The organism is Microvirga alba (genome assembly GCF_015694465.1).
GTDB classification, from domain to species: Bacteria; Pseudomonadota; Alphaproteobacteria; order Rhizobiales; family Beijerinckiaceae; genus Microvirga; species Microvirga alba.
On sequence record NZ_JADQDO010000007.1, the window covers coordinates 24,517 to 51,164 of the forward strand.

21 protein-coding genes are annotated in these 26,648 nt (G+C 62.2%); 10 read left to right on the forward strand and 11 right to left on the reverse strand.

Annotated elements, in window-relative coordinates; all coding sequences use genetic code 11:
* Positions 1-12: 12 nt before the first annotated feature.
* From hydA to I2H38_RS14230, 6 genes are all read right to left on the reverse strand, one after another.
* The gene (gene hydA / locus I2H38_RS14205; protein ID WP_196272524.1) at positions 13-1,452 is read right to left on the reverse strand and encodes a dihydropyrimidinase; all 1,440 of its coding nucleotides are present in this window, start codon (positions 1,450-1,452) and stop codon (positions 13-15) included.
* Between the two features lie 136 nt (positions 1,453-1,588).
* A complete protein-coding gene (locus I2H38_RS14210) occupies positions 1,589-2,578 on the reverse strand; it encodes an ABC transporter substrate-binding protein (protein WP_196272691.1) in 990 nt (329 codons plus the stop codon).
* 35 nt (positions 2,579-2,613) lie between these two features.
* The gene (locus I2H38_RS14215) at positions 2,614-3,573 is read right to left on the reverse strand and encodes an ABC transporter permease (RefSeq protein ID WP_196272525.1); all 960 of its coding nucleotides are present in this window, start codon (positions 3,571-3,573) and stop codon (positions 2,614-2,616) included.
* On the reverse strand, positions 3,570-4,499 hold the full coding sequence (locus I2H38_RS14220; protein WP_196272526.1) for an ABC transporter permease: 930 nt from the start codon (positions 4,497-4,499) through the stop codon (positions 3,570-3,572). The genes I2H38_RS14215 and I2H38_RS14220 overlap by 4 nt, the downstream gene beginning before the upstream one ends.
* Entirely contained in the window at positions 4,489-5,337 is an 849-nt protein-coding gene (locus I2H38_RS14225) for an ABC transporter ATP-binding protein (protein ID WP_196272692.1), read from the reverse strand. The genes I2H38_RS14220 and I2H38_RS14225 overlap by 11 nt, the downstream gene beginning before the upstream one ends.
* 139 nt (positions 5,338-5,476) lie before the next feature.
* Complete coding sequence (locus I2H38_RS14230) at positions 5,477-6,811, reverse strand: aspartate aminotransferase family protein (RefSeq protein WP_229426716.1); 1,335 nt, start codon at positions 6,809-6,811, stop codon at positions 5,477-5,479.
* Between the two features lie 124 nt (positions 6,812-6,935).
* On the opposite strand from I2H38_RS14230, the gene rutR reads away from it, so the two are divergent.
* The gene (rutR, locus tag I2H38_RS14235) at positions 6,936-7,607 is read left to right on the forward strand and encodes an HTH-type transcriptional regulator RutR (RefSeq protein WP_324617407.1); all 672 of its coding nucleotides are present in this window, start codon (positions 6,936-6,938) and stop codon (positions 7,605-7,607) included.
* 76 nt (positions 7,608-7,683) lie between these two features.
* Here rutR and preA read toward each other — a convergent pair whose 3' ends face one another.
* Both preA and I2H38_RS14245 read right to left on the reverse strand, forming a co-directional pair.
* Complete coding sequence (gene preA / locus I2H38_RS14240) at positions 7,684-9,012, reverse strand: NAD-dependent dihydropyrimidine dehydrogenase subunit PreA (protein WP_196272528.1); 1,329 nt, start codon at positions 9,010-9,012, stop codon at positions 7,684-7,686.
* Positions 9,013-9,023: 11 nt separating this feature from the next.
* Positions 9,024-10,388, reverse strand: a complete 1,365-nt coding sequence (locus I2H38_RS14245) for an NAD(P)-dependent oxidoreductase (protein ID WP_196272529.1) — start codon at positions 10,386-10,388, stop codon at positions 9,024-9,026.
* A gap of 385 nt (positions 10,389-10,773) precedes the next feature.
* Here I2H38_RS14245 and I2H38_RS14250 point away from each other — a divergent pair, with 385 nt between their 5' ends.
* Positions 10,774-11,034, forward strand: coding sequence for a heavy-metal-associated domain-containing protein (locus I2H38_RS14250; RefSeq protein ID WP_196272530.1), 261 nt, complete (start codon positions 10,774-10,776; stop codon positions 11,032-11,034).
* 97 nt (positions 11,035-11,131) lie between these two features.
* Here I2H38_RS14250 and I2H38_RS14255 read toward each other — a convergent pair whose 3' ends face one another.
* Positions 11,132-11,578, reverse strand: a complete 447-nt coding sequence (locus I2H38_RS14255) for a MerR family transcriptional regulator (RefSeq protein WP_196272531.1) — start codon at positions 11,576-11,578, stop codon at positions 11,132-11,134.
* An 89-nt stretch (positions 11,579-11,667) separates the two neighbouring features.
* On the opposite strand from I2H38_RS14255, the gene I2H38_RS14260 reads away from it, so the two are divergent.
* The 4 genes from I2H38_RS14260 (at position 11,668) to I2H38_RS14275 (ending at position 18,194) form a co-directional block, all read left to right on the forward strand.
* Positions 11,668-14,241, forward strand: coding sequence for a heavy metal translocating P-type ATPase (locus tag I2H38_RS14260; protein ID WP_196272532.1), 2,574 nt, complete (start codon positions 11,668-11,670; stop codon positions 14,239-14,241).
* Between the two features lie 139 nt (positions 14,242-14,380).
* Entirely contained in the window at positions 14,381-14,677 is a 297-nt protein-coding gene (locus I2H38_RS14265) for a hypothetical protein (protein WP_196272533.1), read from the forward strand.
* A 41-nt stretch (positions 14,678-14,718) separates the two neighbouring features.
* Entirely contained in the window at positions 14,719-17,142 is a 2,424-nt protein-coding gene (ppsA, locus tag I2H38_RS14270; protein ID WP_196272534.1) for a phosphoenolpyruvate synthase, read from the forward strand.
* A gap of 71 nt (positions 17,143-17,213) precedes the next feature.
* Complete coding sequence (locus I2H38_RS14275; RefSeq protein WP_407664082.1) at positions 17,214-18,194, forward strand: glucokinase; 981 nt, start codon at positions 17,214-17,216, stop codon at positions 18,192-18,194.
* Here the strand turns inward: I2H38_RS14275 and I2H38_RS14280 are convergent.
* Positions 18,184-20,349 (reverse strand): glycoside hydrolase family 3 N-terminal domain-containing protein, encoded by a 2,166-nt coding sequence (locus tag I2H38_RS14280; protein WP_196272536.1) that lies wholly within the window; start codon positions 20,347-20,349, stop codon positions 18,184-18,186. The two genes, I2H38_RS14275 and I2H38_RS14280, sit on opposite strands and share 11 nt — an antisense overlap.
* A 126-nt stretch (positions 20,350-20,475) precedes the next feature.
* On the opposite strand from I2H38_RS14280, the gene I2H38_RS14285 reads away from it, so the two are divergent.
* The 3 genes from I2H38_RS14285 to I2H38_RS14295 all read left to right on the forward strand — a co-directional run bounded on the left by I2H38_RS14285 (position 20,476) and on the right by I2H38_RS14295 (position 25,043).
* Positions 20,476-22,278, forward strand: a complete 1,803-nt coding sequence (locus I2H38_RS14285) for an ABC transporter ATP-binding protein/permease (protein WP_196272537.1) — start codon at positions 20,476-20,478, stop codon at positions 22,276-22,278.
* A gap of 84 nt (positions 22,279-22,362) precedes the next feature.
* Entirely contained in the window at positions 22,363-23,634 is a 1,272-nt protein-coding gene (locus tag I2H38_RS14290; protein WP_196272538.1) for a glucoamylase family protein, read from the forward strand.
* An 11-nt stretch (positions 23,635-23,645) separates the two neighbouring features.
* Positions 23,646-25,043 (forward strand): glycoside hydrolase family 15 protein, encoded by a 1,398-nt coding sequence (locus I2H38_RS14295; protein ID WP_196272539.1) that lies wholly within the window; start codon positions 23,646-23,648, stop codon positions 25,041-25,043.
* Between the two features lie 9 nt (positions 25,044-25,052).
* Here I2H38_RS14295 and I2H38_RS14300 read toward each other — a convergent pair whose 3' ends face one another.
* Entirely contained in the window at positions 25,053-25,991 is a 939-nt protein-coding gene (locus tag I2H38_RS14300) for a 1-phosphofructokinase family hexose kinase (RefSeq protein ID WP_210324814.1), read from the reverse strand.
* Between the two features lie 198 nt (positions 25,992-26,189).
* Between I2H38_RS14300 and I2H38_RS14305 the strand changes: the two genes are divergently transcribed.
* A complete protein-coding gene (locus tag I2H38_RS14305; RefSeq protein WP_196272540.1) occupies positions 26,190-26,639 on the forward strand; it encodes a PAS domain-containing protein in 450 nt (149 codons plus the stop codon).
* Positions 26,640-26,648: the final 9 nt, after the last annotated feature.

A 26,648-nucleotide genomic window follows, 5' to 3' on the forward strand; every position in this document is an offset into this window, starting at 1 on the left:
TTTAATCTCGTCTCAGCGTGCCACGGCCTTCGGCGCCGTGTTTGCTTTCAATCGGCGCTGCGCCTCCGCAAAGGCCGGCAGCGGGCGGCGGGAAACGAAACGGCCCTGGCCGCGCTCTGCCCTCACCTGCCCGTTTTCCGCCGCCAATCGGCCGCGCAGATAGACCTTCACGGGCAATCCGGTGAGCTCGAAGCCCTCGAACACATTATATTCGATGCGGCTCACCTGGGTTTTCGCGGAAATGGTCTTGGTCGCCTTCGGATCCCAGATCACGATGTCCGCATCTGCTCCCGGCATGATGACGCCCTTCTGGGGATACATGTTGAGAATGCGCGCTGCGTTGGCGGAGGTGGCTGCGACGAACTCGTTCGGCGTCAGCCGCCCGGAATTCACACCCGCGCTCCAGAGCACGGGCATGCGGTCCTCGAGCCCGCCGGTCCCATTGGGGATCATGCGGAAATCGTTCTTGCCGATGCGCTTCTGCTCCATGGTGAAGGAGCAATGGTCCGTGGCGACCACTTGGAGCGAGCCCGCCTGGAGACCGGCCCAGAGGCTGTCCTGGTGGGATTTCGGCCGGAACGGCGGCGACATCACGCGCTGGGCGGCATGGTCCCAGCTCTTGTTGAGATAATCCGTCTCGTCGAGCACGAGGTGCTGGATCAGCGGCTCACCGAACACGCGCTTGCCTTCCGCACGGGCGCGGGCAATCGCCTCATGCGCCGGCTTCGAAGAAGTGTGGACGACGTAAAGCGGGCAGCCCGCCATGTCGGCGATCACGATCGCCCGTTGCGCGGCTTCACCCTCGACCGCCGGGGGGCGGGAATAGGCGTGGAACTCGGGACCTGTCTTGCCTTGCGCGATAAAGTCTTCCTGCATCTGCGCGACGACATCGCCATTCTCGGCATGAACGAGAGCGATGGCGCCGAGTTCGGCGCAGCGCTTGAAGGAGCGGAAGAGGATGTCGTCATCCACCATCAACGCGCCCTTATAGGCCATGAAATGCTTGAAGGTGTTCACCCCATGGGTATTTACGATCTCGCCCATGTCGCGCTCCACCTGATCGGACCATGAGGTGACAGCGAGGTGGTAGGAATAGTCGCCCGCTGCCTTCTCGGACTTATTCCGCCAGTCACGATAAGCGTCGACAAGGGACTGGTTCTGACCCGGAATGCAGAAATCCACGATCGTCGTGGTGCCTCCTGACAACGCCGCTTTCGTGCCCCACTCGAAATCATCCGCCGACACGGTCCCCATAAACAGGAGCTCCATGTGCGTATGCGGATCGATGCCGCCCGGCATGACGAAAGCGCCGCCCGCATCGACGATCTCGGCACCGGCGGGTGCTTCAAGGTTCTCGCCGACGGCGATGATCCGTTCGCCGTCCACCAGGACGTCGGCGCGGCGGCTCAGATCAGCATTGACGACGGTGCCGCCGCGAATGAGTAGGGCCATGATGGATGTCTCCTCTGATTGTTTCTTGTGAGGTTTCTGAAATCGACATCCCCTTGTCGGGGAGAGGCTCGGGGCGCGCGGGCCGAGCGCGTCCTTCTCCCCAAGAGAGGGAGAAGGATCGGGTTTTTGATGAAAGTTACTTGATGGCGTCGGCGACAGCGTGGCTCCAGGCGCCTTCGGGCTTCTTCGTGATCACCGGCGAGTCGCCGCCGGAGGCGAGCAGGGTCGCGATCGTGCGGTCATAGTCGGCCGGATCGAGTTTGCCCTTGCCTGCGGTGTCAAGAAGCTTGGCAATTTCGGCCGCCATGCGCTTCTGGTGCTTCTCGGTCTGAGCGCCCGAGGCGTCATTGTCGAGGATGATCTTGGCTGCCTCGTCCGGGTTCTGGCGCACATAGTCCCAGCCCTTCTGAGAGGCCGCGACGAACTTCGCCATTTTGGCGACGAAGGCCGGGTCTTTCAGCTTATCCTGCATGACATAAAGGCCGTCCTCCAACGTCGCGACGCCCTGGTCCTCATACTTGAAGACAACGAGTTGCTCGGGCTTGAAGCCCGCGTCGATGACCTGCCAATATTCGTTGTAGGTCATGGTGGAGATGCAGTCGGCCTGCTTCTGGATGAGCGGATCGACGTTGAAGCCCTGCTTCAGGACCTTCACGCCACCGGCCGATCCATCGGTCTTGAAACCGAGCTTCGCCATCCAGGCGAGGAACGGATATTCATTGCCCGAGAACCAGACGCCGAGCGTACGACCCTTCAGGTCCTGTGGGGATTTGATGCCGGTCTCCGCGCGGCAGGTCAGCATCATGCCCGACCTCTTGAACGGCTGAGCGATGTTGACGAGAGCGACGCCCTTCTCGCGCGCGGCAAGTGCAGACGGCATCCAATCCACCACCACGTCAGCGCCGCCGCCGGCGATGACCTGAGGCGGTGCGATGTCCGGGCCACCCGGCTTGACGGTCACATCAAGGCCAGCTTCCTTGTAGAAGCCCTTGTCCTTCGCGACGTAATAGCCCGCGAACTGAGCTTGGGTGACCCACTTCAACTGGATCGTCACCTTGTCGGCTTGAGCGAAGGCGGTAGTGGTGAAGCCGAGAGCGACTGCCCCGGCCAGTAGAACGCTTCTCATCATTCTTCTCTCCTCCTACGCCGTCCGCTGTTCCCTTATGTGCGGTACGACGGATGCCAAAATGTTGCGCCGCGCTCGACGAGAGCGACAAGGCCATAGAAAATCGATCCGGCAATGGCAGCGAGCGCGATTTCGGCCCACACCATGTCGAGCGACATGCGGGAGACCTCGATTGAGATTCTGAAGCCCATGCCCACGATCGGTGTGCCGAAAAATTCCGCGACGATCGCGCCGATCAAGGCCAGCGTCGAGTTGATCTTCAGAGCGTTGAAGATGAACGGCAGAGCGACGGGAAGCCGAAGCTTCACGAGCGTCGTCCAGTAGCCCGCCGCGTAGGAATGCATGAGGTCGTGCTCGAGCCGACCCGCCGCCGCCAAGCCCGCCACTGTATTCACCAGCATGGGGAAGAACGTCATCACCACCACGACCGCCGCTTTGGACGGCCAATCGAAGCCGAACCACATGACCATGATTGGCGCGATGCCGATGACGGGAAGCGCCGAGACGAAATTGCCGAGCGGCAGAAGGCCCCGCCTCAAAAACGGAATCCGGTCGGCGATGATAGCGACGAGAAAGCCCGCCAGACACCCGATCACGTAGCCGGACAGCACCGATTTCACGAAGGTCTGTAGAAAATCGGCGAGCAGCACAGGCAACGAAGCGACGAAGCGGCCGCCAATCGCTGAAGGAGCCGGCATGAGCACGGATGGAACGCCCGCGCCGACGACGATAACTTCCCACAGGAAGAACAGGAAGGCACCGAAGAGAATCGGCACGCAGAGACCCGCGAGACGCCGCATATTGAGATTTTTGGGGCGTAGATTTGAGAGCCCGCTCAACGCAACTGCCGCTGCGAGCCACAGGACGATGATAAAGGCCCAGAAACCAAGACCGGCCTGGCCCGCCACGGTGGGGCTATGCACCAGATTGAGCGCGTAGGCGCAGCCCAGCAGAGCGAGCGGCGTCAGGACGATGGCGCGACGAGAGACATTCATGCGGAGCGCGCTCCCATGCTGCGGTTCACGATGCGCTCCGCGATGCTGACGATAGCGACGAGCAGGGAGGCCAGGATTGCCGCGCCAAAGAGCGCGGCCCAGATCTGGATGGTCTGGCCATAATAGGACCCGGCGAGAAGCCGCGCGCCGAGACCTGCCTGGGCCCCTGTCGGCAACTCGCCTACAATGGCGCCGACAAGGCTGATGGCGATCGCCACCTTCAGTCCCGTGAAGAGATAGGGCAGCGAGGCCGGGAGCCGCAGCTTCCAGAAGGTTTGCGCCAGTGACGCCGAGTAGGTGCGCATGAGGTCGCGCTGCATGGGGTCAGGCGAAGTCAGCCCCTTCACCATGCTGATCGTGATCGGAAAGAAGCAGAGATAGGCGGAGATGATCGCCTTCGGGAACAGACCCGTAATACCGATCGAGCCCAGAACGACGATGATGATCGGCGCAATGGCGAGGATCGGGATCGTCTGCGAGGAGATGATCCAGGGCATGAGGCTGCGCTCAAGCGTCTTCACATGGACGATCAGCACCGCGAGCACACTTCCAAGCAGCGCGCCGAGGGCAAAGCCGAGCAGCGTCGAGGAAAGCGTCACCCACGCATGAAACAGGAGGCTTCGCCGGGACGTAACTGCCGTGTCGATCACGGTTTTCTTCAGTTCGACGAGGACTTGATGCGGAGCTGGCAGCATCGGCCGCTCCTGATCCATGGTCGCGAGGACGATCTCACTCGTGGAGCGTTGCTCGCCCGCCCGAATGAAAGCATCCGCGACCCCCTGCCAGTTCATCAGAATGGCGGCGACATACCAGAACGCCAGGATTGCCAGCACGACCACGAGAACAGGCCCCGTGTTCCCCTCCCCGAGGCGGGAGGTTTTGCCGGACGCCCGACGTACGGGCAGGCTCAGTGCCTTAGTCGTCATAGGAATGCCCAGCCCTCAGACCCTCGCGGACCCTGTGTGCGATCTTCAGGAATTCCGGCGTCTCGCGAATTTCAAGCTTGCGCTCGCGACCCAGGTGGCTCGCATCGATCACGTCGATAATGCGCCCGGGGCGCGGCGACATCACCACGATTTTGGAAGACAGGAACACCGCCTCCGGAATGGAGTGAGTGACGAAGAGCACCGTCTTGCGGGTCTTGTCCCAGAGCTTGAGAAGCTGCTCGTTCAGGTGATCGCGCACGATCTCGTCGAGTGCCCCGAACGGCTCGTCCATGAGGAGGAGCTTCGGATCGAAGGAAAGCGCGCGGGCAATGGAGGCCCGCTGCTGCATGCCGCCAGAGAGCTGCCAGGGAAACTTCTTCTCGAAGCCCTTGAGGTTTACGAGTTCGAGTTGCCGCTGGGAGCGCTCCTGCCGCTCAGCCTTGGACAAACCAAAAATTTCGAGCGGCAATTCGACATTTTTCTGAATGGTGCGCCAGGGATAGAGCGCGGGTGCCTGGAAGATGAATCCATAGTCGCGCCGCACGCGGGCTTCGCTGGGGCTCACGCCATTTACATGGATGTGGCCGCCATTCGGCTGCTCGAGGTCAGCGATGACCCGCAGCAGCGTCGTCTTCCCACAGCCCGAGGGGCCGATGAAGGAGACGAACTCCCCCTCGGTGATCTGCAGATCGACGTTCGAGAGCGCATAGACCGGGCCGTCAGCCGCCTCATAGGTGAGAGACAGGCCTTTGATGTCGACCACAGGCGCATGGGGTGGTGCTTCGGATGCAGGCCTCGTTCCCGAGGCGAGCCCAGAGGGTACTCCGCTTCCGCCCATGAAGTCCTCCGCTACGCGCTTCAGCACGGTCTCTCCCTTAAGCTGCACCAGTTTCACTCCCCATCGCAAGGATCATGCCAGCGAACTTTCGCCGAATAACCAAGCCGGGCGCTCCGGAACCTTGCTCGGTCCCTGAGCATCATGCCGCCGCTTTCAGCACATCACCGATCGTGCCGACGATCTGGTCGATCTGCTCTTTCGAGACGATGAGCGGCGGCGAAAGCGCGATGATGTCGCCGGTCGTGCGGATCAATACCCCTCGCTCAAAACATTCCAGGAACACGGAGAAGGCGCGCTTGGTCGGCTCGCCAGCGATCGACTCCAGCTCGATCGCGCCGACGAGGCCGATATTGCGAACATCGATCACGTGCTTCGTGCCTTTGAGCGAGTGAAGGGCCTGCTCCCAATAGGGCGCAAGTTCCGCGCCTCGGGTCAGGAGGCCCTCGTCCGCATAAGTGTCGAGCGTGCCGATACCTGCGGCGCAGGCCAGAGGATGCGCCGAATAGGTGTAGCCGTGGAAGAACTCGATAAGGTGCTCGGGGCCCGTCATGAACGCTTCGTAAATCTCCGATTTCACGAAGACCGCGCCCATGGGAACGACGCCGTTGGTGACGCCCTTGGCGGTGATCATGATATCCGGGATGACGCCGAAGTAATCCGCGGCGAAAGGTGTTCCGAGACGGCCGAAGCCCGTGATGACCTCGTCGAAGATGAGGAGAATGCCGTGCTTGTCGCAGATCTCGCGCAAGCGCTTGAGATAGCCCTTCGGCGGAATGAGCACGCCCGTCGAACCTGCAACCGGCTCCACGATGACAGCCGCGATGGTGGAAGCGTCGTGAAGCGTGATGACGCGCTCCAGATCCTCCGCCAGTTCAACACCGTGCTCCGGCTCGCCCTTGGTGAAGGCGTTGCGGGCGGGATCGTGGGTGTGACGGATATGGTCGACGCCGGAGAGCAGGGTTCCGAACATCTTGCGGTTGGACACGATGCCGCCGACCGAGATGCCGCCGAAATTCACGCCGTGGTAGCCACGCTCGCGGCCTATCAGCCGGGTGCGGGAGCCCTGCCCCTTCACGCGCTGGTAGGCGAGCGCGATCTTCAACGCAGTCTCGACCGATTCCGATCCGGAATTGGTGAAGAAGACGTGATCCAGCCCCTCGGGAGAGATCTGCACGAGGCGCGAGGCGAACTCGAAAGCCTTCGGATGGCTCATCTGGAACGCAGGCGCGTAGTCCAGCTCCGCGACCTGGCGCTGCACCGCCTCCACGATCTTCGGGCGGCCGTGACCGGCATTCACGCACCACAGGCCGGCGGTGCCATCGAGGATCGCCCGGCCATCGTCCGTGTAGTAGTGCATGTCTTGAGCGCTCGCGAGCAGACGCGGCGTCTTCTTGAATTGCCGGTTTGCCGTGAACGGCATCCAGAATGCGGCAAGATCATTGGGGATCGGGCGCCTCATTGGCACGACGTTCATGGTTCTATCCTCCTGAAGCGGACGCCTTGGGCAGCGTCGCAATGCGTGGTTGATGGGCTGCTCTTGCCGGAGCCATCCCCGGGGACGTAAGGTCCCTGCCGAAAGCAGCATGAAGGGATGTCCGGTGGCTGATGAAGTTGGGTCGGGAGCGCAAACGACGGCGCGCAAGACGACCCGGACAGGCGAAGCGAATGCGGAACGCATCCTTGATGCCGCGCTCGAAGTGTTTGCAGCTTATGGATACCAGGGGGCCCGCATCGACCAGATCGCCGCGGCGGCCGGTTTGTCGAAGCCCAACCTGCTGTATTATTTCCGCACGAAGGAAGAGCTCTATACCGCAGTCCTTCGACGGACCCTCGACATGTGGCTGGAGCCGCTTCGCGAGCTCGATGCGCTCAGCGACCCCAGAGTGGCGCTGAGCGCCTATATCGCCCGCAAGCTCGACTACTCCCGCAGCCAACCAATTGCCTCGCGTCTGTTTGCAATGGAAATGCTGCAAGGCGCTCCGCATCTGACGGCGGCTCTTGGTGGAACTTTGCTTGAACTCGTGGAGATCAAGTCGCGCATCATCGAGGGGTGGATCCGGGAGGGGCGATTGCGCCCCATCGATCCCAAGCACCTCATCTTCGCGATCTGGGCGACGACGCAGCACTATGCCGATTTCAGCACCCAGATCCGTGCGCTCACGGGCAAGGGTATCGAGGAGAACGACTTCTACGAGACGACCCGCGCCATGCTGTCGGGAATCATCCTCGACGGCGTCTTGCCGCCTGAAGACGAGCCGCGAGAGCTTTGAAGCGATCATACTGGCTATCATCCATATCAAGACGAAAAATGGAAACGGCGCCGGGTGACCGGCGCCGTCAGACAGCTCATTCAGCAGGTTCGGCCGGCTGCAGAGGCTTCGCCGACATCGGATTGTTGGGGTGCTGCGTCCAATTGAGATAGGAGCCGTCAACCATGCGACCCGTCCGCCGGTCGATTTCGTTCACCAGGGGTTCCATGGTGATGCAGTTCTCGATGGGGCAGACGCTGGCGCAGAGGTTGCAGCCCACGCATTCCTCGTCGATCACTTCAAAATGACGTACGCCGTTGACGAGATGGGTAATCGCCTGGTGTGACGTATCCTCACACGCCACATGGCAGCGACCGCACTTGATGCAGAGATCCTGGTCAATCTTCGCCTTCACGGCGTAATTGAGGTTCAGATACTGCCAGTCGGTGACGTTCGGAACCGCCGCGCCGACGAAGTCGGAGATGTTGGCGTAGCCCCGCTCGTCCATGAACGCTTCGAGCCCCGTGATCATCTCCTGAACGATCTTGAAGCCGTAAACCATGGCGGCGGTGCAGACCTGCACCGTACCGCACCCCAGCGCGATGAACTCCGCCGCGTCGCGCCAGGTCTCGATCCCGCCGATGCCGGAGATCGGCAAGCCGCGAGTCGCAGGCGAGCGGGCGATTTCCGCCACCATGTTGAGGGCAATCGGTTTCACCGCCGGGCCGCACATGCCGCCATGGGTGGCCTTCCCGTCCGTGTGCGGGCTCGGGATCATGCGCTCGAGATCGACGCCGGTAATCGAGTTGATGGTGTTGATGAGGGAAACCGCGTCCGCCCCTCCCCGCTTCGCAGCCTCGGCAGGCTTGCGGACGTCGGAAATGTTGGGCGTGAGCTTGACGATCACCGGCATGCGCGAATGCGTCTTGCACCAGCGCGTGACCATCTCGACATATTCCGGAACCTGGCCGACCGCGGCGCCCATGCCACGCTCGGACATGCCGTGTGGGCAGCCGAAGTTGAGCTCGATGCCGTCCGCTCCCGTGGCCTCCACGCGCGGGAGAATGCGTTTCCACGCCTCTTCCTCACAGGGCACCATCAGAGACACGACGATGGCACGATCCGGCCAACGCTTCTTCATTTCGGTGATCTCTTGAAGATTCACTTCAAGAGGCCGGTCGGTGATGAGTTCGATGTTGTTGAAGGCGGAGATCCGACGGTCGGGTCCGTGCACCACGCCGTAACGCGGGCCCGAGACATTGACGACCGGCGGCCCCTCCTCGCCGAGGGTTTTCCACACGACACCACCCCATCCGGCGCGGAAGGCGCGCTCGATGTTGTAAGCCTTGTCGGTCGGAGGAGCGGAGGCGAGCCAGAAGGGGTTCGGCGATTTGATGCCGCAGAAATTAACGCTGAGATCGGTCATGGTGCCCTCCCTTATTCCGCTGCCATGGGCATGATGCCCCGGAGCGCATGATTGATGGACAAAGCCGCCTGTTTTCCGTCTTCGACGGCAACCACGGTGAGATCCCGGCTGCCGGCCGCGCAGTCGCCACCGGCCCAGACGTCCGGAAGAGAGGTCCGTCGTCCGCTGTCCACGGCAATGCGTCCCGAGACGAGGTCGGGCGTATCGCTCGACCCTTCGAGATCCTGCGGCACGAAGAGCTGACCGATGGCCTTGAAGAGCTGATCGGCTGGGAGGGAGAAGGTCTCACCGGTATCGACAAGCCGTCCGTCCTTCTCGGCCGTTGCGGCGAAGGTGACAGAGCGTAGAGCGCCGTTCTCACCGTGAACCGAGAGCGGGCGCGCCCAGTGCCGAACCACGACCCCCTCGGTCAGTGCCAGCTCCTGCTCGTAGCGGCTCGCACCCATCTGACCGGCGCTGCGGCGATAAACGATCGTCACCTCCTCGGCCCCGAGCTTTTTCGCCTGCACAGCGGCATCGACTGCGGTCATGCCGCCGCCGATCACCACGACGCGCCGTCCGATCGGCAACTTGGAGAGATCAGTCGACTGACGCAGGTTCTCGATGAAGGCGACCGCATCCTCGACACCGCGCAGCCCGCCGTCGTCGACGCCAAGGGCGTTGACGGCCTGGAGACCAAGGCCGAGAAAGACTGCATCAAAATCGCGACGAAGATCCGCCAGTGTGAAATCGCGGCCGAGCGCGTGGCCGCAGCGCAACTCGATGCCACCGACGCTGAGAATCCAGTCCACCTCGGCCTGAGCGAAGTTATTCGTGGATTTGTAGGACGCGATGCCATGCTCATTCAGCCCGCCGGGCTTTTGCCGCGCGTCGAAAACAACCACGTCGTAGCCGAGCGTCGCAAGCTTGTGCGCGCAGGAGAGACCGGCCGGACCGGCACCGACCACCGCAACGCGTTTCCCTGTCGGAGCGCCTTGCTTGTAGAGCCGCCGCCCAGAGGCCATCACGGCATCGGTCGCGTGACGCTGCAACTCGCCGATGATGACCGGCTTGCCTTCAGCATCGTTACGCACGCAGGCCTGCTCACAGAGGGTTTCGGTGGGGCAGACTCGGGCGCACATGCCGCCGAGGATATTAGAATCGAGGATCGTCTTACCGGCACCCTGCGCATTTCCCGTCGCGATCTGCTTGATGAAAAGCGGAATGTCGATACTCGTCGGGCAGGCCGTGACGCAGGGAGCATCGTAACAGAAAAGGCAACGCTCCGCCGCAACCCGCGCTTCATGCTTGTCGAGCGGTGCATGGAGATCGGAAAAGGCATCGGCATACTCGCCGCAGCCAAGCCTCCCCGCACGGATATCCGGTGCTGAAGTCATGAGTCCTCCTGCCCGCTCAAGGCGGGGCTTCCAGGCTATCGAACCGTTCACCTCGGCCCGCCTCTCAAGGGGCAAGCTCGTTGATTTGACCAGCTGATCAAAGATTTAGAATTATGTCAAACTGGCTCGATCAACTTTCACGCTGGTCATTGACAGTGTCGTAGAGACATCTGTCGACCGGAAATGCATCGAGCTCTTCTCAGATGACGACTGAGGAGCGACACCCTCGCCGAGTTTCGAGACATCGACAGGACACTCGTCCGTTCTGAATTCGCGACGGTCGGCTCTTTGAAGACGAAGCACGTGGGGCCTCGAAAAAGGTGCTTGACCTTACCACGTTGGAACGCTGCACCGTCGCGGCACTCACCTGAAACGGAGCATTCCCATGTGCAGCAAGCACCAGCATTCCAATGACCAGGCTTCCACCGCTGCGACAGGCGCGGGCCTTTCCGTGCGCGTCGATGACATGACTTGCGGTCATTGCGCCGGCACCATCAAGAGCGCCATCGAGAGCTCGATTCCGGGAGCGAAGGTGACGGCCGATCCCCAAGCCAAGCTCGTATCGGTCGAAGGGGCTTCCGATCTGGCTCAGATCAGCAGCATCATCACCCTCGCCGGATACACCCCAGCCCCCGCCCTCAGCTGAGCGGCTGGAACCGCGCACGAAATCGTTAATGGCGGCCTTCTTCGGGCCGCGAGCATTAGCTGCAGACATCTCGTCTGCAGCCTTTTTGTATTCTCCCTCAGGATCGGGTCTTGTCTCGCCCGTCCCCGTGGTCGCAGGCGCTGTGGTCCGCCAGCACCTCGATGACCCGGCAATCGGCGACGCGCTTTCCGTCACAGCTTGCCACGATACGCTCCAACTCGGCGGCCAGACCCGTGAGGCGGGCGATCTTTTCGCGAACAGCCAGGAGTTGCTGACGGGCGATTTCATCGACCTGTTCGCAGGGAGCCAGCGGATTCTCGCTCAAGGCGATGAGCTGGCGGATCGCCTCGACGGCGAGACCGAGTTCCCGGGCATGCAGGATGAATCGCAACCGCTCCACGTGTTTGGCCAGATAGCGGCGTTGATTGCCTTCCGTGCGCTCCGGCGCGGGAAGAAGGCCGATCCCCTCATAGAAGCGGATCGTCTCGACCTTGCATCCGGTCACCGCCGAGACGTGGCCAATCGAAAAAGTTCGCTCCAGCATGAGATTTCCTCTTGAACCTGGAGTTACTAGAGGAATTAGGTTCCCCATCCGATGTCAACCCGCTACTTACCGCACCCTTGAGGAATCGGATGAACGCCCCTCTCAACGACGCTTGCTGCGACCATGATCATCACGGTCATCCGCATGATAACGCCGCACCTGCGGCCGGTTCGACAACGTGGAAGGTGGAGGGTATGGATTGCGGCAGCTGTTCTGCCACCATCCGTACGGCTCTCGAACGGCTGCCGGGCGTCTCGGGTATCGCGCTTTCCACGACAAACGAGACTTTGACCCTCGTTCTCGACGAAGCGAAAACCAAGGCATCCGAAATCGAACAGCGCGTGGCCAAGCTCGGATACAAACCGACACGAATCCCGCCCAAGACGGAACATCATTCCCATCACGCGCATGGGAGCTGCTGCGGCCACGATCATCACACCCCGCACGCTCATGCTCATGCTCATGTCGAAGCTCCATCTGCCGATGCGCACATTTGGAAAGTCGGGGGGATGGATTGCGGCAGTTGCGCGGCCACGATCAGCACGGCTCTCGAGCGCCTGCCTGGCGTTTCGGGAATCAAGGTTTCCATCACCAACGAGACCTTGTCGCTCGTGCTCGACGAGGCCAAGACGCAAGGCACAGCCGTCGAAAGCCAGCTTAGGAATCTCGGCTATCAGCCGACCTTGATGCGCGGCCGCTCAGCTCCCGTGAATGCTGCTCCGGCGAAACCGAGTGAAAAGCCCACCCCTCCCTGGTGGGCGACCCATAAGGGCAAGATCGCCGTAACGTCGGGTCTGCTCGTCGGCGCGGCCTATGCCGCAAGCCTTGTGGTGCCGCAGGCCTCCTACTGGATCTTCATCCTTGCGACGGTCGTCGCCGCAGCTCCTATTGCCCGGCGGGCCTTGATGGCCGCCTTGGCGGGAGCGTTTTTCACGATCCAAATGCTGCTCACGATCGCGGCCTTTGGCGCCCTGTTCATCGGAGCCGCCGAGGAAGCGGCGATCGTCGTCTTCCTCTTCGCGGTCGGCGAAATGCTCGAAGGGGTTGCCGCCAACAAGGCGAGAGCGGGAATCAAGGCTCTGGGAGCGCTCGTTCCGAAGACGGCCATCGTGGACGAAGCCGGCCGGTTGCGCGAGGTGTCGGTGGAGACATTGCGGATCGGCCAGGTCGTCCTGGTACGCCCGGGAGACCGCGTGCCCGCCGACGGCAGGGTGATAGATGGTACGTCGAGCGTCGATGAATCGCCCGTCACGGGCGAATCCATCCCCAAGCTGAAGGAGCCCGGCACGGAGATCTTCTCAGGTTCGATCAATCATGACGCCGCGATCCGCGTGCGGGTCGAGCGCACGGCGCAGGACAACATGATTGCGCGCATCATCGCCCTGGTAGAAGAGGCGCAAGAGGCGAAAGCGCCGACCGAGCGTTTCATCGACCGCTTTTCGCGGTTCTACATGCCCTTCATTGTCGGTCTCTCCGCGCTCGTGGCCCTCACCTCTCCCGTATTTCTCGATGGGGATTGGGCAACGTGGATCTATCGCGGCTTGACCCTGCTGCTGATCGGCTGCCCCTGCGCCCTGGTCATCTCTGTGCCTGCGGCCATTGCGTCGAGTCTCTCGACGGCGGCCCGTCATGGGCTTCTCGTCAAGGGCGGTGCAATCGTTGAAAGTCTCGCCAAGGTTCAAGTCGTTGCTTTCGACAAGACGGGCACGCTGACGCTCGGGCGCCCCCTCGTCACGGATGTCGTCTCCGTCGGAGCGACGACTAAGAAGGAGGTTCTCTCCCTTGCTTTCGCAATCGAGCGGGAATCCAGCCATCCCCTCGCCCAAGCGGTCGGCGCGCGGGCGGAGGAGGATGAGATCTCGCCGGTCGCCGCCACAAATGTCCGCGCCCTCCCGGGACGCGGCATGGAAGGTACGGTCGGATCGCAGACCGTCTTCATCGGCGCTCCGCGTTTCGCTGCCGAACGGGCAGCTCTCGACACGCGGCTCATCCGCCAGTTCGAAGCGCTTGAAGAGGAAGGCAAAACCGTTGCGCTCGTCGTGATCGGAAGCTCGGTCGCCGGCATCATGGCCTTCCGCGACGAACCTCGGGCCGATGCTCAGCAAGGCCTGTCCGATCTCAAGACTCTCGGTGTCGAGACCATCATGCTGACGGGGGACAACGCCCGGACGGGTCAGGCCATCGGCCGCGCCTTGGACGTCGGCGTGCGGGCGGAGATGATGCCGAGCGACAAATCCGACGTGGTTCGCAAGATGGCGGAAAGCCGCCACACCCTGATGGTCGGCGACGGCATCAACGACGCACCGGCTTTGGCTGCGGCTCATGTGGGCGTGGCAATGGGGTCCGGCACAGACGTGGCCCTTGAGGCGGCGGATGCAGCCCTTCTGCGGAATCGCGTCACCGATGTCGCCACGATGATCCGCCTGTCGCGAGCGACGATGGCCAATATTCGCCAGAATATCGGCATCGCGTTGGGATTGAAGGCGATCTTCCTCGTGACCACCATCACGGGCGCGACGGGCCTCTGGATGGCGATCATCGCCGATACAGGTGGCACGGTTCTCGTGACCTTGAACGCCCTGCGCCTGCTCGGCTTCTTCGGCATTTGGCGCCGGAAGCCCCCGGCGGCTCCGCAGATCAACATGTCCCTCAAATCGGCTTGATCAGCCAGGATTTGGGAGGCTCATCCTTCAAGAACGCGGGCGATGAGACACCGCTCATCGCCCGCGTTCTTGCGAAAGATCAAAGCCCTCGACGCGAAGCCCCATCAGTCTTGTAAGGGGAATGAGCGGGAGGCGGTTCATGGAGACTTTGGTCAGCTTCAAACCCGTACACCTCGCCGTTCGGAGCGGCGGGGAAAACGGCAGACTTGTCTTTGCGGGCGACTGGCTGGTAGCCGTCATTGCTCAGGTCGATGACCCGCACAGCTCCCGTCCGCACCAGTGGATCATCAGAGCGGGTTTTGGCCCCTGCGCCACGGACCGCGGGCGCGCGTTCAATACCCTCCAGGAGGTATCGGTCTGGATCAACAATCAAGGCCCAGGCCTCGACCAGGCTTCCATCAAGAAAGAGCCCTTCCCGGCTTCGGAGCCCGGTTAGCTCTGCAGGCCACGGCGCTTTCGCCAAAACGGGACAGAGCCATGGCTCAAACCTTTCAGTTTGTTCGATTTTTCCGCGAAATCAGTTTGAAAGACGTCCCCCTCGTCGGAGGCAAGAACGCGTCTCTGGGCGAATTATATCGGGAGCTGATGCCTCAGGGCCTCCTTGTGCCGAATGGTTTCGCCATAACGGCCGAAGCATACCGCTATGTCCTTGATCACGCTCAAGGGTGGTCCCGTCTTCATGAAATCCTGGGTGGGGTCGATCCGAGCGATGTGGCGGACCTCGCCGCGCGAGCAGGACAGGCCCGTGATCTCGTCTATAGCGCCCCGCTCCCCGCGGATCTGGCCGGTGAGATCCTGCGGGCTTATCGTGAACTGATCGCGGAATACGGTGCGCAATTGACGGTCGCGGTGCGAAGCTCGGCCACGGCTGAGGATCTTCCCACCGCGAGTTTTGCAGGGCAGCACGAGAGCTATCTCAACGTCTCCGGTGAGGCACAAGTGCTTGATTCCGTGCGGCGCTGTTTCGCCAGCCTGTTTACGGATCGTGCCATTCGCTACCGCATCGACAACGGGTTCGACCACTTCAAGGTCTTCAACTCGGTCGGCATCATGAAGATGGTCCGCGCCGATCTCTCCTCTTCCGGCGTCATCTTCACGATCGATACCGAAACTGGCTTCCCGGACGTGGTCTTCATCACCGGTTCCTATGGCCTGGGCGAAAACCTCGTGCAGGGGGCGGTTGATCCCGACGAGTTCTATGTCTTCAAACCGACTTTCAAGCGCGGTAACCGGGCGGTTCTGCGCCGCTCCCTCGGAGCCAAGAAGGTCAAGATGATCTACGCGGAAGGAGGCGCGCGCCAGCACACGCGCAATATCCCGACCGACAAGAAGGAGCGTGACCGATTTTGCATCCCCGACGACGATGTTCTTGTTCTCGCCGACTACGCCATCAAGATTGAGGAGCATTACAGCGCAAAGGCGAAAGAGACCCGCCCCATGGACATCGAATGGGCGAAGGACGGCCTCGACGGCAGGCTCTATATCGTCCAGGCCCGGCCCGAGACCGTTTCCTCACGCATCAACCGCATGAAGCTCGAGGAATACCGATTGGAGCGCACGGGGCCGCTCAAGGCCGAAGGCAGAGCGGTAGGCACTAAGATCGCATCCGGCAAGGCTCGCCTGATCGCGCATCAGACTGATCTATCCACGTTCCAGCCGGGCGAGATCTTGGTCGCCGACACCACCTCCCCGGATTGGGGAACGGTGATGAAGACCGCAGGCGCCATCGTCACCAATCGAGGCGGACGCACCTGTCACGCCGCCATCGTCGCCCGCGAACTCGGCATCCCGGCTGTTGTCGGCACTGACAAGGCGACCCTTGCGATCCGCACTGGCGATCTGGTCACCGTGTCCTGCGCAGAGGGCAATACCGGGCACGTCTATGAGGGCGAGATTCCCTTCACGATCGAGCACACGGACCTCTCGGCACTTCCACGCCCCGCCACGCAGATCATGATGAATGTCGGAGATCCCGACAACGCGTTCGGTTTGAGCTTCCTTCCCAACGACGGCGTCGGCCTCGCACGGATGGAGTTCATCATCACCAATGCCATCAAGGTGCATCCGATGGCGCTTGTTCACCCCGAGCGGATACTGGACCCGAAGGAAAGGATCGAGATCGAGCGGTTGACACGGCACTATGCGAAGCCTGCCGATTTCTTTGTCGAGCGCCTGTCCGAAGGGGTTGCGACCATCGCTGCGGCTTTCTTTCCGAAGCCTGTGATCGTGCGGCTTTCGGACTTCAAGACCAACGAATATGCGAGCCTCCTCGGCGGGAAGGCGTTCGAGCCCGAGGAAGCCAACCCGATGCTGGGTTTTCGTGGAGCCTCGCGCTATGCCCATTCGGCTTATGAAGCCGGGTTCGCGCTCGAATGCGCGGCGCTGAAGCGTGCCCGCGAGGTCTTGGGGCTGACGAACATCCGCCCCATGGTCCCATTCTGTCGCCGCGTGGAGGAAGCCGAGCGGGTGGTGGCGAAGATGAGTGAATTCGGCCTGACGCGCGGAGAGAACGGGCTCAAGATCTATGTCATGTGCGAAATCCCCAACAACGTCATTCTGATCGATGCTTTCGCCCGCCATTTCGATGGCTTCTCGATTGGCTCCAACGATCTGACGCAACTGGCGCTAGGCGTGGACCGGGATTCCGAGATCGTGGCATTCGACTTTGACGAGCGCGACCCCGGCGTCTTGAAGCTGATCGAACTTGCCGTGGAAGGGGCCCGTCGCAACGGCCGTCACTCAGGTATATGCGGCCAGGCCCCCTCGGATTATCCCGAAATCGCCGAATATCTTGTCCGCCTCGGCATCGACTCGATCAGCCTCAACCCCGACACCGTTCTGAAGACAACGATGCATGTCCTTGAAATCGAACAATCTTTGGGCCGCAAGCGCGTGGCGTAGGTGCCTGCGCCATGTTTGAGTTCCCGGTTCTCATCGCAGATATCGGTGGGACTTACGCCCGCTTTGCGGTTTTGCCGGCTCCCGGCGAACCGCTCTCGCGCCTGATCACCATGGCGACATCCCTGCACACAACGCCGGGTATGGCGATCCGATCCGCTCTCAACGCATTAGGCGGCCCGTCGCCGCGTTCCGCGCTCCTCGGTGTCGCCGGCCGCGTCGACGCTCCTACCGTTCGCCTGACAAATGCTTCATGGACCATCGATGCGGCGGAGATCGGAGCGGATCTCGGATTGTCGAGCGCGATGCTCGTGAACGATTACGTGCCGGTCGCGGCCGCCCTGCCCTTGCTTGAAGTCGGACAGCCCGTCGAGATTGCTCGGATCGGGCCGGCCATTCCTTGCGGACAAGGGAACCGGGTCGCGCTCGGGCCGGGGACGGGGCTCGGGGCCGCCGCCTGCATTCCCGTGCGAGGCCGATATTGGCTGCAGCCGACCGAAGCGGGACATGTGGATTTTGGGGCGTGTGACGCAGACGAACTCGCCATCTGGCCCTTGATCGACCGGGTCGGAGGCCGCATCACCGCCGAGACCGTGCTGTCGGGGCCGGGTCTCACCCGGCTCCATCATGCTGCCGCGCAGCGCAGGGGGCAAGTACCCCCCTCCCTCACGCCCGCTGAGGTGATTGCGGCGGCTTCCTACGGTAAAGATGAGGCTGCATCTGACGCTGTTCGCCACTTCCTGTCGCTGCTGGGGCGCTTTGCGGGTGATCTGGCGCTTATCTTCAACGCGACAGGCGGGGTTTACTTCGGCAGCGGCATCCTCCCGCGCGTCATCGATCTTCTCGATCGCGGCGACTTTCGACGCGCCTTCGAGCGCAAGTCACCGTTCGAGGCCGTGATGACGCGCATTCCAACCTTCGTCATCACTCGCCCGGAACCGGCAATCCTAGGGCTGACGTCAATCGCGAACGCCCCGGACCGCTTCATCTTCGAAGCCCATGGATGGGCCACCGAGGCTGCGCGCTTTCCTCTACTCGCCACCGCTACGAAATAGGCGCCTCGGCGACGATCTCTACGGTGATTTGATGCAATCGCGCCCGGTCGGCGCTTGGACCGATCAACACTTCGACAACGCCCGCTTCGAGAACCGGGCGGAGATCGGCATCGAGATGCTTCAGGTCCTCGACCGCAACGCGGAGCCGCACAGTCCCGGTTTCCCCCGCCGCGAGTTCGATCTTGGCGAAATCCTTCAGTTCCAGGATCGGCCGCGATACCGACGCGACCGGATCGTGGATGAACAGGAAGATTGTTTCCTCCCCCTCCCGAGACCCTTCGTTGCGCACCTCGACATCGACAACGATCTCGTCCTTCGGCCCCAGCGTCGTTGCGTTGGCGCGCAGAGCGGCAATAGCAAAAGACGTGTAGGACAGCCCGTCTCCGAACCGGAACAGCGGATCGTTCGGCATGTCGAGATATTTGCTCGTGAAGTGGTTCTCGGGATCGCGCGGGCGCCCGGTGGGCCGCTGGGCATAGAAGATAGGAATCTGCCCGACGGCGTGCGGCCAGGATACCGGCAGCCGGCCGCTCGGGTTCCAATGCCCGGTGATCACGTCGGCCAGGGCGTGACCGGCCTCATGGCCTAGGAAACCGGCCGCGATCACAGCATCCGCGCGTTCCACCAGCCAGCCGATCACGAGCGGGCGTCCGCTCATGATCACAGCGATCACCGGCTTGCGAAGAACGAGGATCGCCTCCGCGAGATCGCGCTGACGTCCCGGCAGATCCATATGGGCGCGCGATGACGCTTCCCCGCTCATCGACCGGTCCTCACCGAGGCAGAGTACCACGGCGTCGGCCGCCGCAGCGGCGTCCACGGCGGCGCGAATGCCCTCACGATCCTGCCCCTCGATGTCCATGGCCTCGATGGCGGTGATCTGGGCGATGGGAAGCGCGCTCCTCAATCCATCGAGGACAGTCGCCGCGTGCTCCGGGTCCCCGAGAGCCGACCACGGCCCCAGCATGTCGGAGCGGGCATTGATCAGCGGGCCGATGAGCGCGATCCGCTTCATTTCCGGATCGAGCGGGAGAAGCGAGCGCTCGTTCTTCAGGAGCACGATCGAGCGCCGCGCGGCGTCTCGCGCCAACGATCTGTTCATCTGGCGCAAATGCGGATCGGTGGCTTTGAATGTGTCCCCCTTGTCGGGCGCATGAAAGAGGCCGAGCCTTGCTTTGAGGGCAAGCACGCGCCCCACGGCGGCGTCCACATCCTCGATACGCGCCGCGCCGCGTTTCAGAGCGATCGACAGACCGTGCTCATAAGCGCCGCCCATCATGTCGATGTCGATGCCTGCGCGCAGCGCCAGGGCTGCTGCCGCGGCAAGATCCTCTGCGACGCCGTGATTGATCAGTTCCTGGATCGCGCTGTAGTCACTGACGAAAACCCCATCGAAGCCCCATTGCTGCCGCACGAGATCGCGTAGCACGGTGACATTCGCCGACATGGGAACGCCGGCAAGGTCCGTGAAGGCCGGCATGATGACCGCGACGCCCGCTCGGACCGCTTCATGAAAGGGCGGCAAATAGACCTCATGCAGCAGGCGTTCCGAAATATCGACGGGTGCGTATTCGCGGCCCGCCGCGACCGCTCCGTAGGCGGCAAGGTGCTTCGCCGTGGCGGCGAGCGAGCCAGGCGCCGCGGGATTACGGCCCTGGAAGCCATTCACCTTCGCCTGCGCGAAGCGCCGGGCGACCAGCACATCCTCGCCCGGACTTTCCGCGATGCGGCCCCAGCGCGGGTCACGAGCGATGTCGAGCATAGGCGCGAAAGTGAGGTTGATCCCGTCGGCAGCCGCTTCCGCGGCAGCGGCCTCCGCCGTTCGCCGCCATAGGTCCGGATCGAACGCCGCCGCCTCCGCAAGCGGAATCGGAAAGGTCGTGTGATGGCCATGAACCACGTCGAGCCCGAAGAGAAGCGGGATTCGCAGGCGGCTCTCCTGAATAGCGATGCGTTGCATGGCGCGGATTTGCACTGGATCGACCAGGTTGAGCAGACTACCGGCTCGACCTGCCCGGACCGAGGTATTCAGGTCGCTTGCCCTGCCCGATCCGGTCGTCACGCCGCCGGCATCCAGCATCGTGAGCTGGCCGATCTTCTCTTCCAGGGTCATGGCCTGGAGCAGCGCTTCGACCCTTGGCTTATCCTCAGTCATGACGCTCTCCGCGCCTCGAATGCTCAGGAATTAGGGCGTCATGATCGCCAGGGAACGCTCACCCCCTCGCCCAGCGAGGCCGCCGACACGATATTGGCCTAAGAGAAGCTAGATCGGGAGCGTCCGATGCCGGAACGATTCAAGCCTCCCTATGCCTTCGTGCGGAGCCACGTCCGGTTGATGATCCGTGCGCTCGCCCGCTCGGACCAGCGAAGGACATTACTGTGGATATGCGCGGGGCTCGTTGTCGTCATCAGCGCCAATACCATGGGCCAGATCCGGCTGAACGCCTGGAATCGCCCCTTCTATGATGCGGTAGCGCAGAAGGAGCTGAAGGAATTCCTTCAGCAGCTTCTGGTCTTCGGCCTCATCGCATCGAGCCTGCTGGTGCTCGGGGTCATCCAAACCTGGTTGCAGGAATTTCTGAAGGTGAGCCTCCGCGAGGCCCTGACCCGGGATCTCATCCATGAATGGCTGAAGCCGAAACGGGTCTATCGCCTGCCGCTTGCGGGAGAAATCGGCACCAATCCCGACCAGCGCATTCATGAGGATATCCGGCATATGACGGAGCTCTGCGCGGACCTCGGGGTCGGCCTGCTGCAGGCGTCGCTCCTCCTCGTCAGCTTCGTCGGCGTTCTCTGGGTTCTCTCCGGCGAGATGGCGCGATCGGATTCGACGAGTCTGGTGGCCGTGCCGGGATACATGGTGTGGTGCGCTCTGGCCTATGCGCTCATCGGCTCGTGGCTGAGCTGGTATGTCGGCCGCCCTCTCATCGACCTCAATGTGGAACGCTCCGCAAGGGACGCGGACCTGCGTTTCGCGCTCGTTCGCGTCAGCGAGTCCGCCGAGGCGATTTCGCTGTTTCAGGGCGAGGCCGATGAGCGCCGCATGCTCAACATCGAGCTGGACCGGGTGATCGCCGTCATGCGGCAATTGGTGAACGGATTGGCGCGTCTGACATGGATTACCTCCGGCTACGGTTGGCTTGCCATCGTCGTTCCGTTCATCGTCGCGGCCCCCGGCTATTTCACCGGGCACCTCAGCTTCGGCACCCTCATGATGACGGTGGCTGCCTTTCAGCAGGTCCAACAGGCCCTGAGATGGTTCGTGGATAATTTCCCGAAATTGGCGGATTGGCGGGCTGCGCTCCTGCGCGTCATGCTTCTTCGCGAGGCTTTGACCGTGCTCGAAACCCTGGGCGCTGATGTGGAACATATCGCGTTCAGCGACGGGCCGGACGCCAAACTCGTTTTCGACAAGCTCGGCGTGTCGCTCGTCAATGGTCGCGCGAAGTTGAGCGAGCCGCATATCGAAATCGCGGCCGGTGAGCGCGTGTTGATCCTCGGCGAGGCGAGCGCGGGCAAGACCACGCTTTTCAGGGCTCTGGCCGGCCTATGGCCCTGGGGGAGCGGGTCAATTCTCCTTCCGCCCGGGCAGGGCATCATGTTCATGCCGCAGCGCCCCTACCTGCCGCCCGGGTCGCTCCGGTCCGTTCTGGCCTATCCGGCGCCTCCGGAGGGTTTCGAGAATGCGGCGTTCATTGCTGCTCTCGATCGGACCGGGCTCGGTCACCTCAAGCCAGACCTCGATGAGGAGGCGCGCTGGGACCGTTCACTTTCGCTTGAAGAACAGCAGCGGCTTGCCTTCGCCCGGTTGACGCTTCACCGGCCGCGCTGGGTCATTTTTGACGAGGCGATCAGCGCGCTCGATGATGACCGCCGCCGCATCATCCTGTCCATTTTCGAGCACGAGCTCGCGGGCGCCACCGTGATCAGCACAAGCCGCCGCCACTCTGCCGACCAGTTCTACGGGCGTACGCTGAAGCTTGTCCGTGAACGCGGAGAGGCGCTGAACCTCAGGCTCCAGCCGCAAAGATCCGGCGCATCGCCCCACAAATTATACAAGGCCCCTATGCCGAGCAGCCCCTAGGCCGGCCGAGGGAGCATCGACTCGACGAGGTCGGTCCTGAGATGCTATTGTGACGGTTTGGCAAATCGGTGAGTGCAACACAGCATGACCACCTCTGCCGGTTCCTCACATCATTCGCGGCATGAGCGGGATTCCTCCCGGATCCTCGATGTCGTGCAACGGCAAACCCTTCGATTCTTCTGGGAATTCGGCCACCCCGTCAGCGGCCTTGCCCGCGAGAGGATCACCATTGGCCAGCCCCTCGATGATTGTGTCGCAATCGGAGCCTCGGGCATGGGCGTCATGGCGATCATCGCGGGCGCCGAGAGAGGGTGGATCTCGCGGGACGATGCGCTCAAACGGCTCCTGACGATGGTGCGTTTCCTTGAGCGCGCGCCGTCGTACCACGGGGTTTTTCCCCATTGGATGGACGGCCGGACCGGCGCGACGATGCCGTTCAGCCGGAAGGACGATGGAGGCGATCTCGTCGAGACCGCCTTTCTTCTTCAAGGGTTGCTCTGCGTGCGGCAATATTTCCAGCGGGAAGAGCCCGACGAGCGCGAATTGCGAGGCCTGATCAACCGGATCTGGGGCGACGTGGAATGGGATTGGTACACACGTGGCGGGATCAAGATGCTCTACTGGCACTGGAGTCCCAATCACGACTGGAGCATGGACTATGAGATCCGAGGCTGGAACGAGTGCCTTATGGCCTATATTCTCGCGGCCTCCTCGCCGCAGCATGCCATCGATCCTAAAGTCTATCACGGTGGATGGGCCCAAGGGCGGGATTTCAGAAACGGGCGAACATACTACGACATCGAGCTGCCGCTTGGCCCCGATTACGGCGGAGGGCTGTGCTTTACCCATTACTCCTTTCTCGGCCTCGACCCGCGTGGATTGAAGGATCGTTATGCCGATTACTGGCGGCAGAATGTGCACCACGTCCTCATCAACCGCGAACACTGCATCCGCAACCCGCACAATTTCAAAGGCTATGGCCCGGATTGCTGGGGTCTGACGAGCGACGACACGGACGAAGGCTACCGCCCGCTTCACCCCGCGAATGATCTCGGTTTCATCGCGCCCGATGCGGCTCTTGCGAGCTTTCCCTATGCGCCTGAGGCCGCCATGCTCGCGTTGAGGCATTTCTGCGGCCCCTTACGCGACCGGATCTGGGGCGAATGTGGATTCACCTCCGCCTTCAGCGAAACCAAGGACTGGTATTCGCGCGACTATATCGGCGTCGATGAAGGACCGATCGTGGTGATGATCGAGAACTACCGTTCGGGGCTGCTGTGGAGGTTATTCATGAGCTGCCCTGAAGTCCGATCCGGTCTCGCCAGGTTGGGTTTTGAATCGCCTCATATGGCTTGACCGAGGAGCAAATGGGAAACGCCGATCAATCGCTCATCGAATGGATGGAGGCGGAGATGCGTTTCGCCTCCGCCGCCATTCTTCAAAGCGTCTCGGCGACCGACCTCGTGATGAACCGGGCTTCCTTCGGCCAAAGAATCGTGCCGAAGCCCGGCTCAATTGTCGCCGCGCCGGCGACCGATCTGTCAGGCGGCGATCCGGATTATTTTTTTCATTGGCTCAGGGATTCATCCCTCGTCATGGACGCCTTGAGAATCCTGCACCAGCGCGGCAGGCTCGATGACGCACCTCGACTCTTCGGGGATTTCGTCGCTTTCAGCCTCGGTCTGCGCCGCCTTGATGGGCCTGCTCTGTTGAAAAAGGGAGATATTCGGCAGGGGGTCGAGCCAGGTTTGCTGAAATATGTGCGACCAGATGACGAGCTGATGAGCGTGCTTGGCGATAAGCTTCTGGGCGAAGTACGGTTCAACCCCGATGGCGCCCTCGACATCATCAAGTGGTCGCGACCTCAGAATGACGGCCCGGCTCTGCGGGCACTCAGCGTCCTACGATACGCTTCCTTTGGCACGCAAGGGCAAGCCGCCAACGACCTTGCTTGCGGCGACCTCGCTTTCGTCGAACGGCACTGGAGTGAGCCATGCTACGATCTCTGGGAGGAGGAGTTCGGCCATCACTACTACACACGCCTCGTCCAAATGGCGGCGCTTGAAGACGGTGCACAGTGGATGAGCGAAGAAGGTGATAACGATGGAGCCGGCCGCTTCCGGGCCGCCGCACACGCTCTCCGCGAGAGCCTCGATCTCCATTGGTCTCCGACGCAGCGCTTTTATCGCAGTCACATAGGCGGCACTGACAATCCGCAAAAGGATCTGGACGCCTCCGTCATCCTCGCCGTGCTGCATGCAGATCGCGCTGGCGGCGCGCACAGCGTGCTCGATCCGCGGGTCCATGCCACGCTTGAAAAGCTCGAAGACCTCTTCATCGCCGAATACCGCATCAACAATGCACTTCGCCCCGGGCGCGGCCCGGCGATGGGACGCTACGCGGGCGATCACTACGTCAGCGGTGGGGCCTGGTACATAACCACATTGGCTGTGGCCGAATTCTACTACCGTCTCGCGGGCTGCCTTGCGCGAGGCCATGGACTCGCATGCAACGATGACAATGCGTCGTTCCTGGCTCGCATCCTCGACGGCCGGATGAGCTTGCCGAACGAGGCGCTGACCGTGCTTCTCGAACGGGGCGACGCCTTCATGGCGACGGTGCGGGATTATGCGCCCGCCTCCGGTGAGCTCTCGGAGCAGTTCGATCAATCGACCGGCGAACCAACCTCCGCGAAGAACCTGGCCTGGAGCTATGCCGCTTTCATCACCGCATACGACGCTCGGCAGCACGCAATCAAAATTTAATGTTACACGTCAAATGGCTTTACGAATGAACTGATTTGAATACAATTTTTCCACATCGTCACGCCGACACAATTCGGTTCCCGGCGTCATGAGGGTCGCCGCGCCGGCGGCCATTCCGAAGCGTACGGCATGTTCCAGATCCAGGCCACGCACCAGGCCGAGAGTGATGGCTGCGACCATGCTGTCACCTGCCCCGACTGCACTGCGGATCGGGACGTCGATGGGCGCAAGTCTCTGGAAGCCCTGTGCCGTGACAAGCAGCGCCCCCTGCGCTCCCAGCGAAATGACGATCACTTCGCTGCGTCCGTCCGCGATCAGCTCTTGCGCTGCCTCCACTTGTTCCGCCTCGCTGCGAAGCTCGCGGCCGACGCATTCCCGAAGCTCCCGCAGGCTCGGCTTGAGAAGGTAGACTCCCTGTCGCGTCTGCCGGAGTGCCTCACCTGAGGTATCGAGGACAAAGCGGGCGCCCGACCGCTTCGCCAGGTCAGCGACGCCGCGAAAGAAATCCGGCTTCACCTCGGGCGGCAGGCTGCCGCTGGCGACGATGAACCGGGCATTGGCCACGTGTTCAACAAGGCTCTCAAGGCAGGCCCGTTGCTCATCGCCGGAGAGTGACGGCCCCGGCAACACGAATCGATATTGCTGCCCGCTGCGACGCTCATCGACCGTAAAGCTCTCTCGTGTCACGCCCTTGATGGGGATACGCTGGTGAGGAACGCCGTCCCGTTCCAGCAACCCCTCGAGCGCAAGGCCAGCGGGTCCGCCTGCGGGAAAGACGGCGAATGCCTCACCGCCCAGGATCTTCACAACTCTGGCGACATTGATGCCCCCGCCTCCCGGATCATATCGGGGCGGCCCGCAGCGCATCTTCTCTGTCGGGATGACCGCCTCCGCGCTTGTCGCAATATCAAGCGCCGGGTTCATGGTGAGCGTTACGATCTCAGGCAACCCGATTTCTCCAGGGCGGCCGCGCGAAGGTCCGAGGTGGTTTCCGGCCACTCCGCCCGGGCAAGGAAATTATCGGCGCGCGACGGCAATATTCAAGGCGAGGCTCGCTGCCTCGTGGGGGCTCACCGGCGGGATTCGAAATCTAACCGGTGCGCCCTAGGATTCTTGGCTATTCGCCCTTGCAAGGACGTGGATGACATGAAGCCCGCCGTGAATGCCTTTCCCATGCCGGACAAGGTGGAATCCGCACTCGGGAGAGTCCAATCATACTGGCAATCGTTGAGGCGTGGTGAGAACGACATACCGTTTTCTGACGACGTCGATCCGTCCAGGGTTCCAGAGCTTGAAGACCAGATGATGCTGGTGACCGTCTTCGAAAATCCGGAGCGGTTTCGGTTCGAAACCGTGGGAACGCATATTCTCCGCTATTATGGCGTGTCTTTGCCCGGCAAGTTCAGCGATGAGGTGGAGGAGCGGCCGCCCTTCGACTCTTTTACGCAGCAATGCACCGCCACTGTCGCGCAACGTGCTCCGACCCATTACCGCTTTGAAACCTCCGGCCTGAACACAGGGTACGCCCGCATTCTGCTTCCGACCTGGGGAGACGGCCACGTGATGATGCTGCTCGGCGCGGTTGCGCGCCTTTGAGGCGCAAGG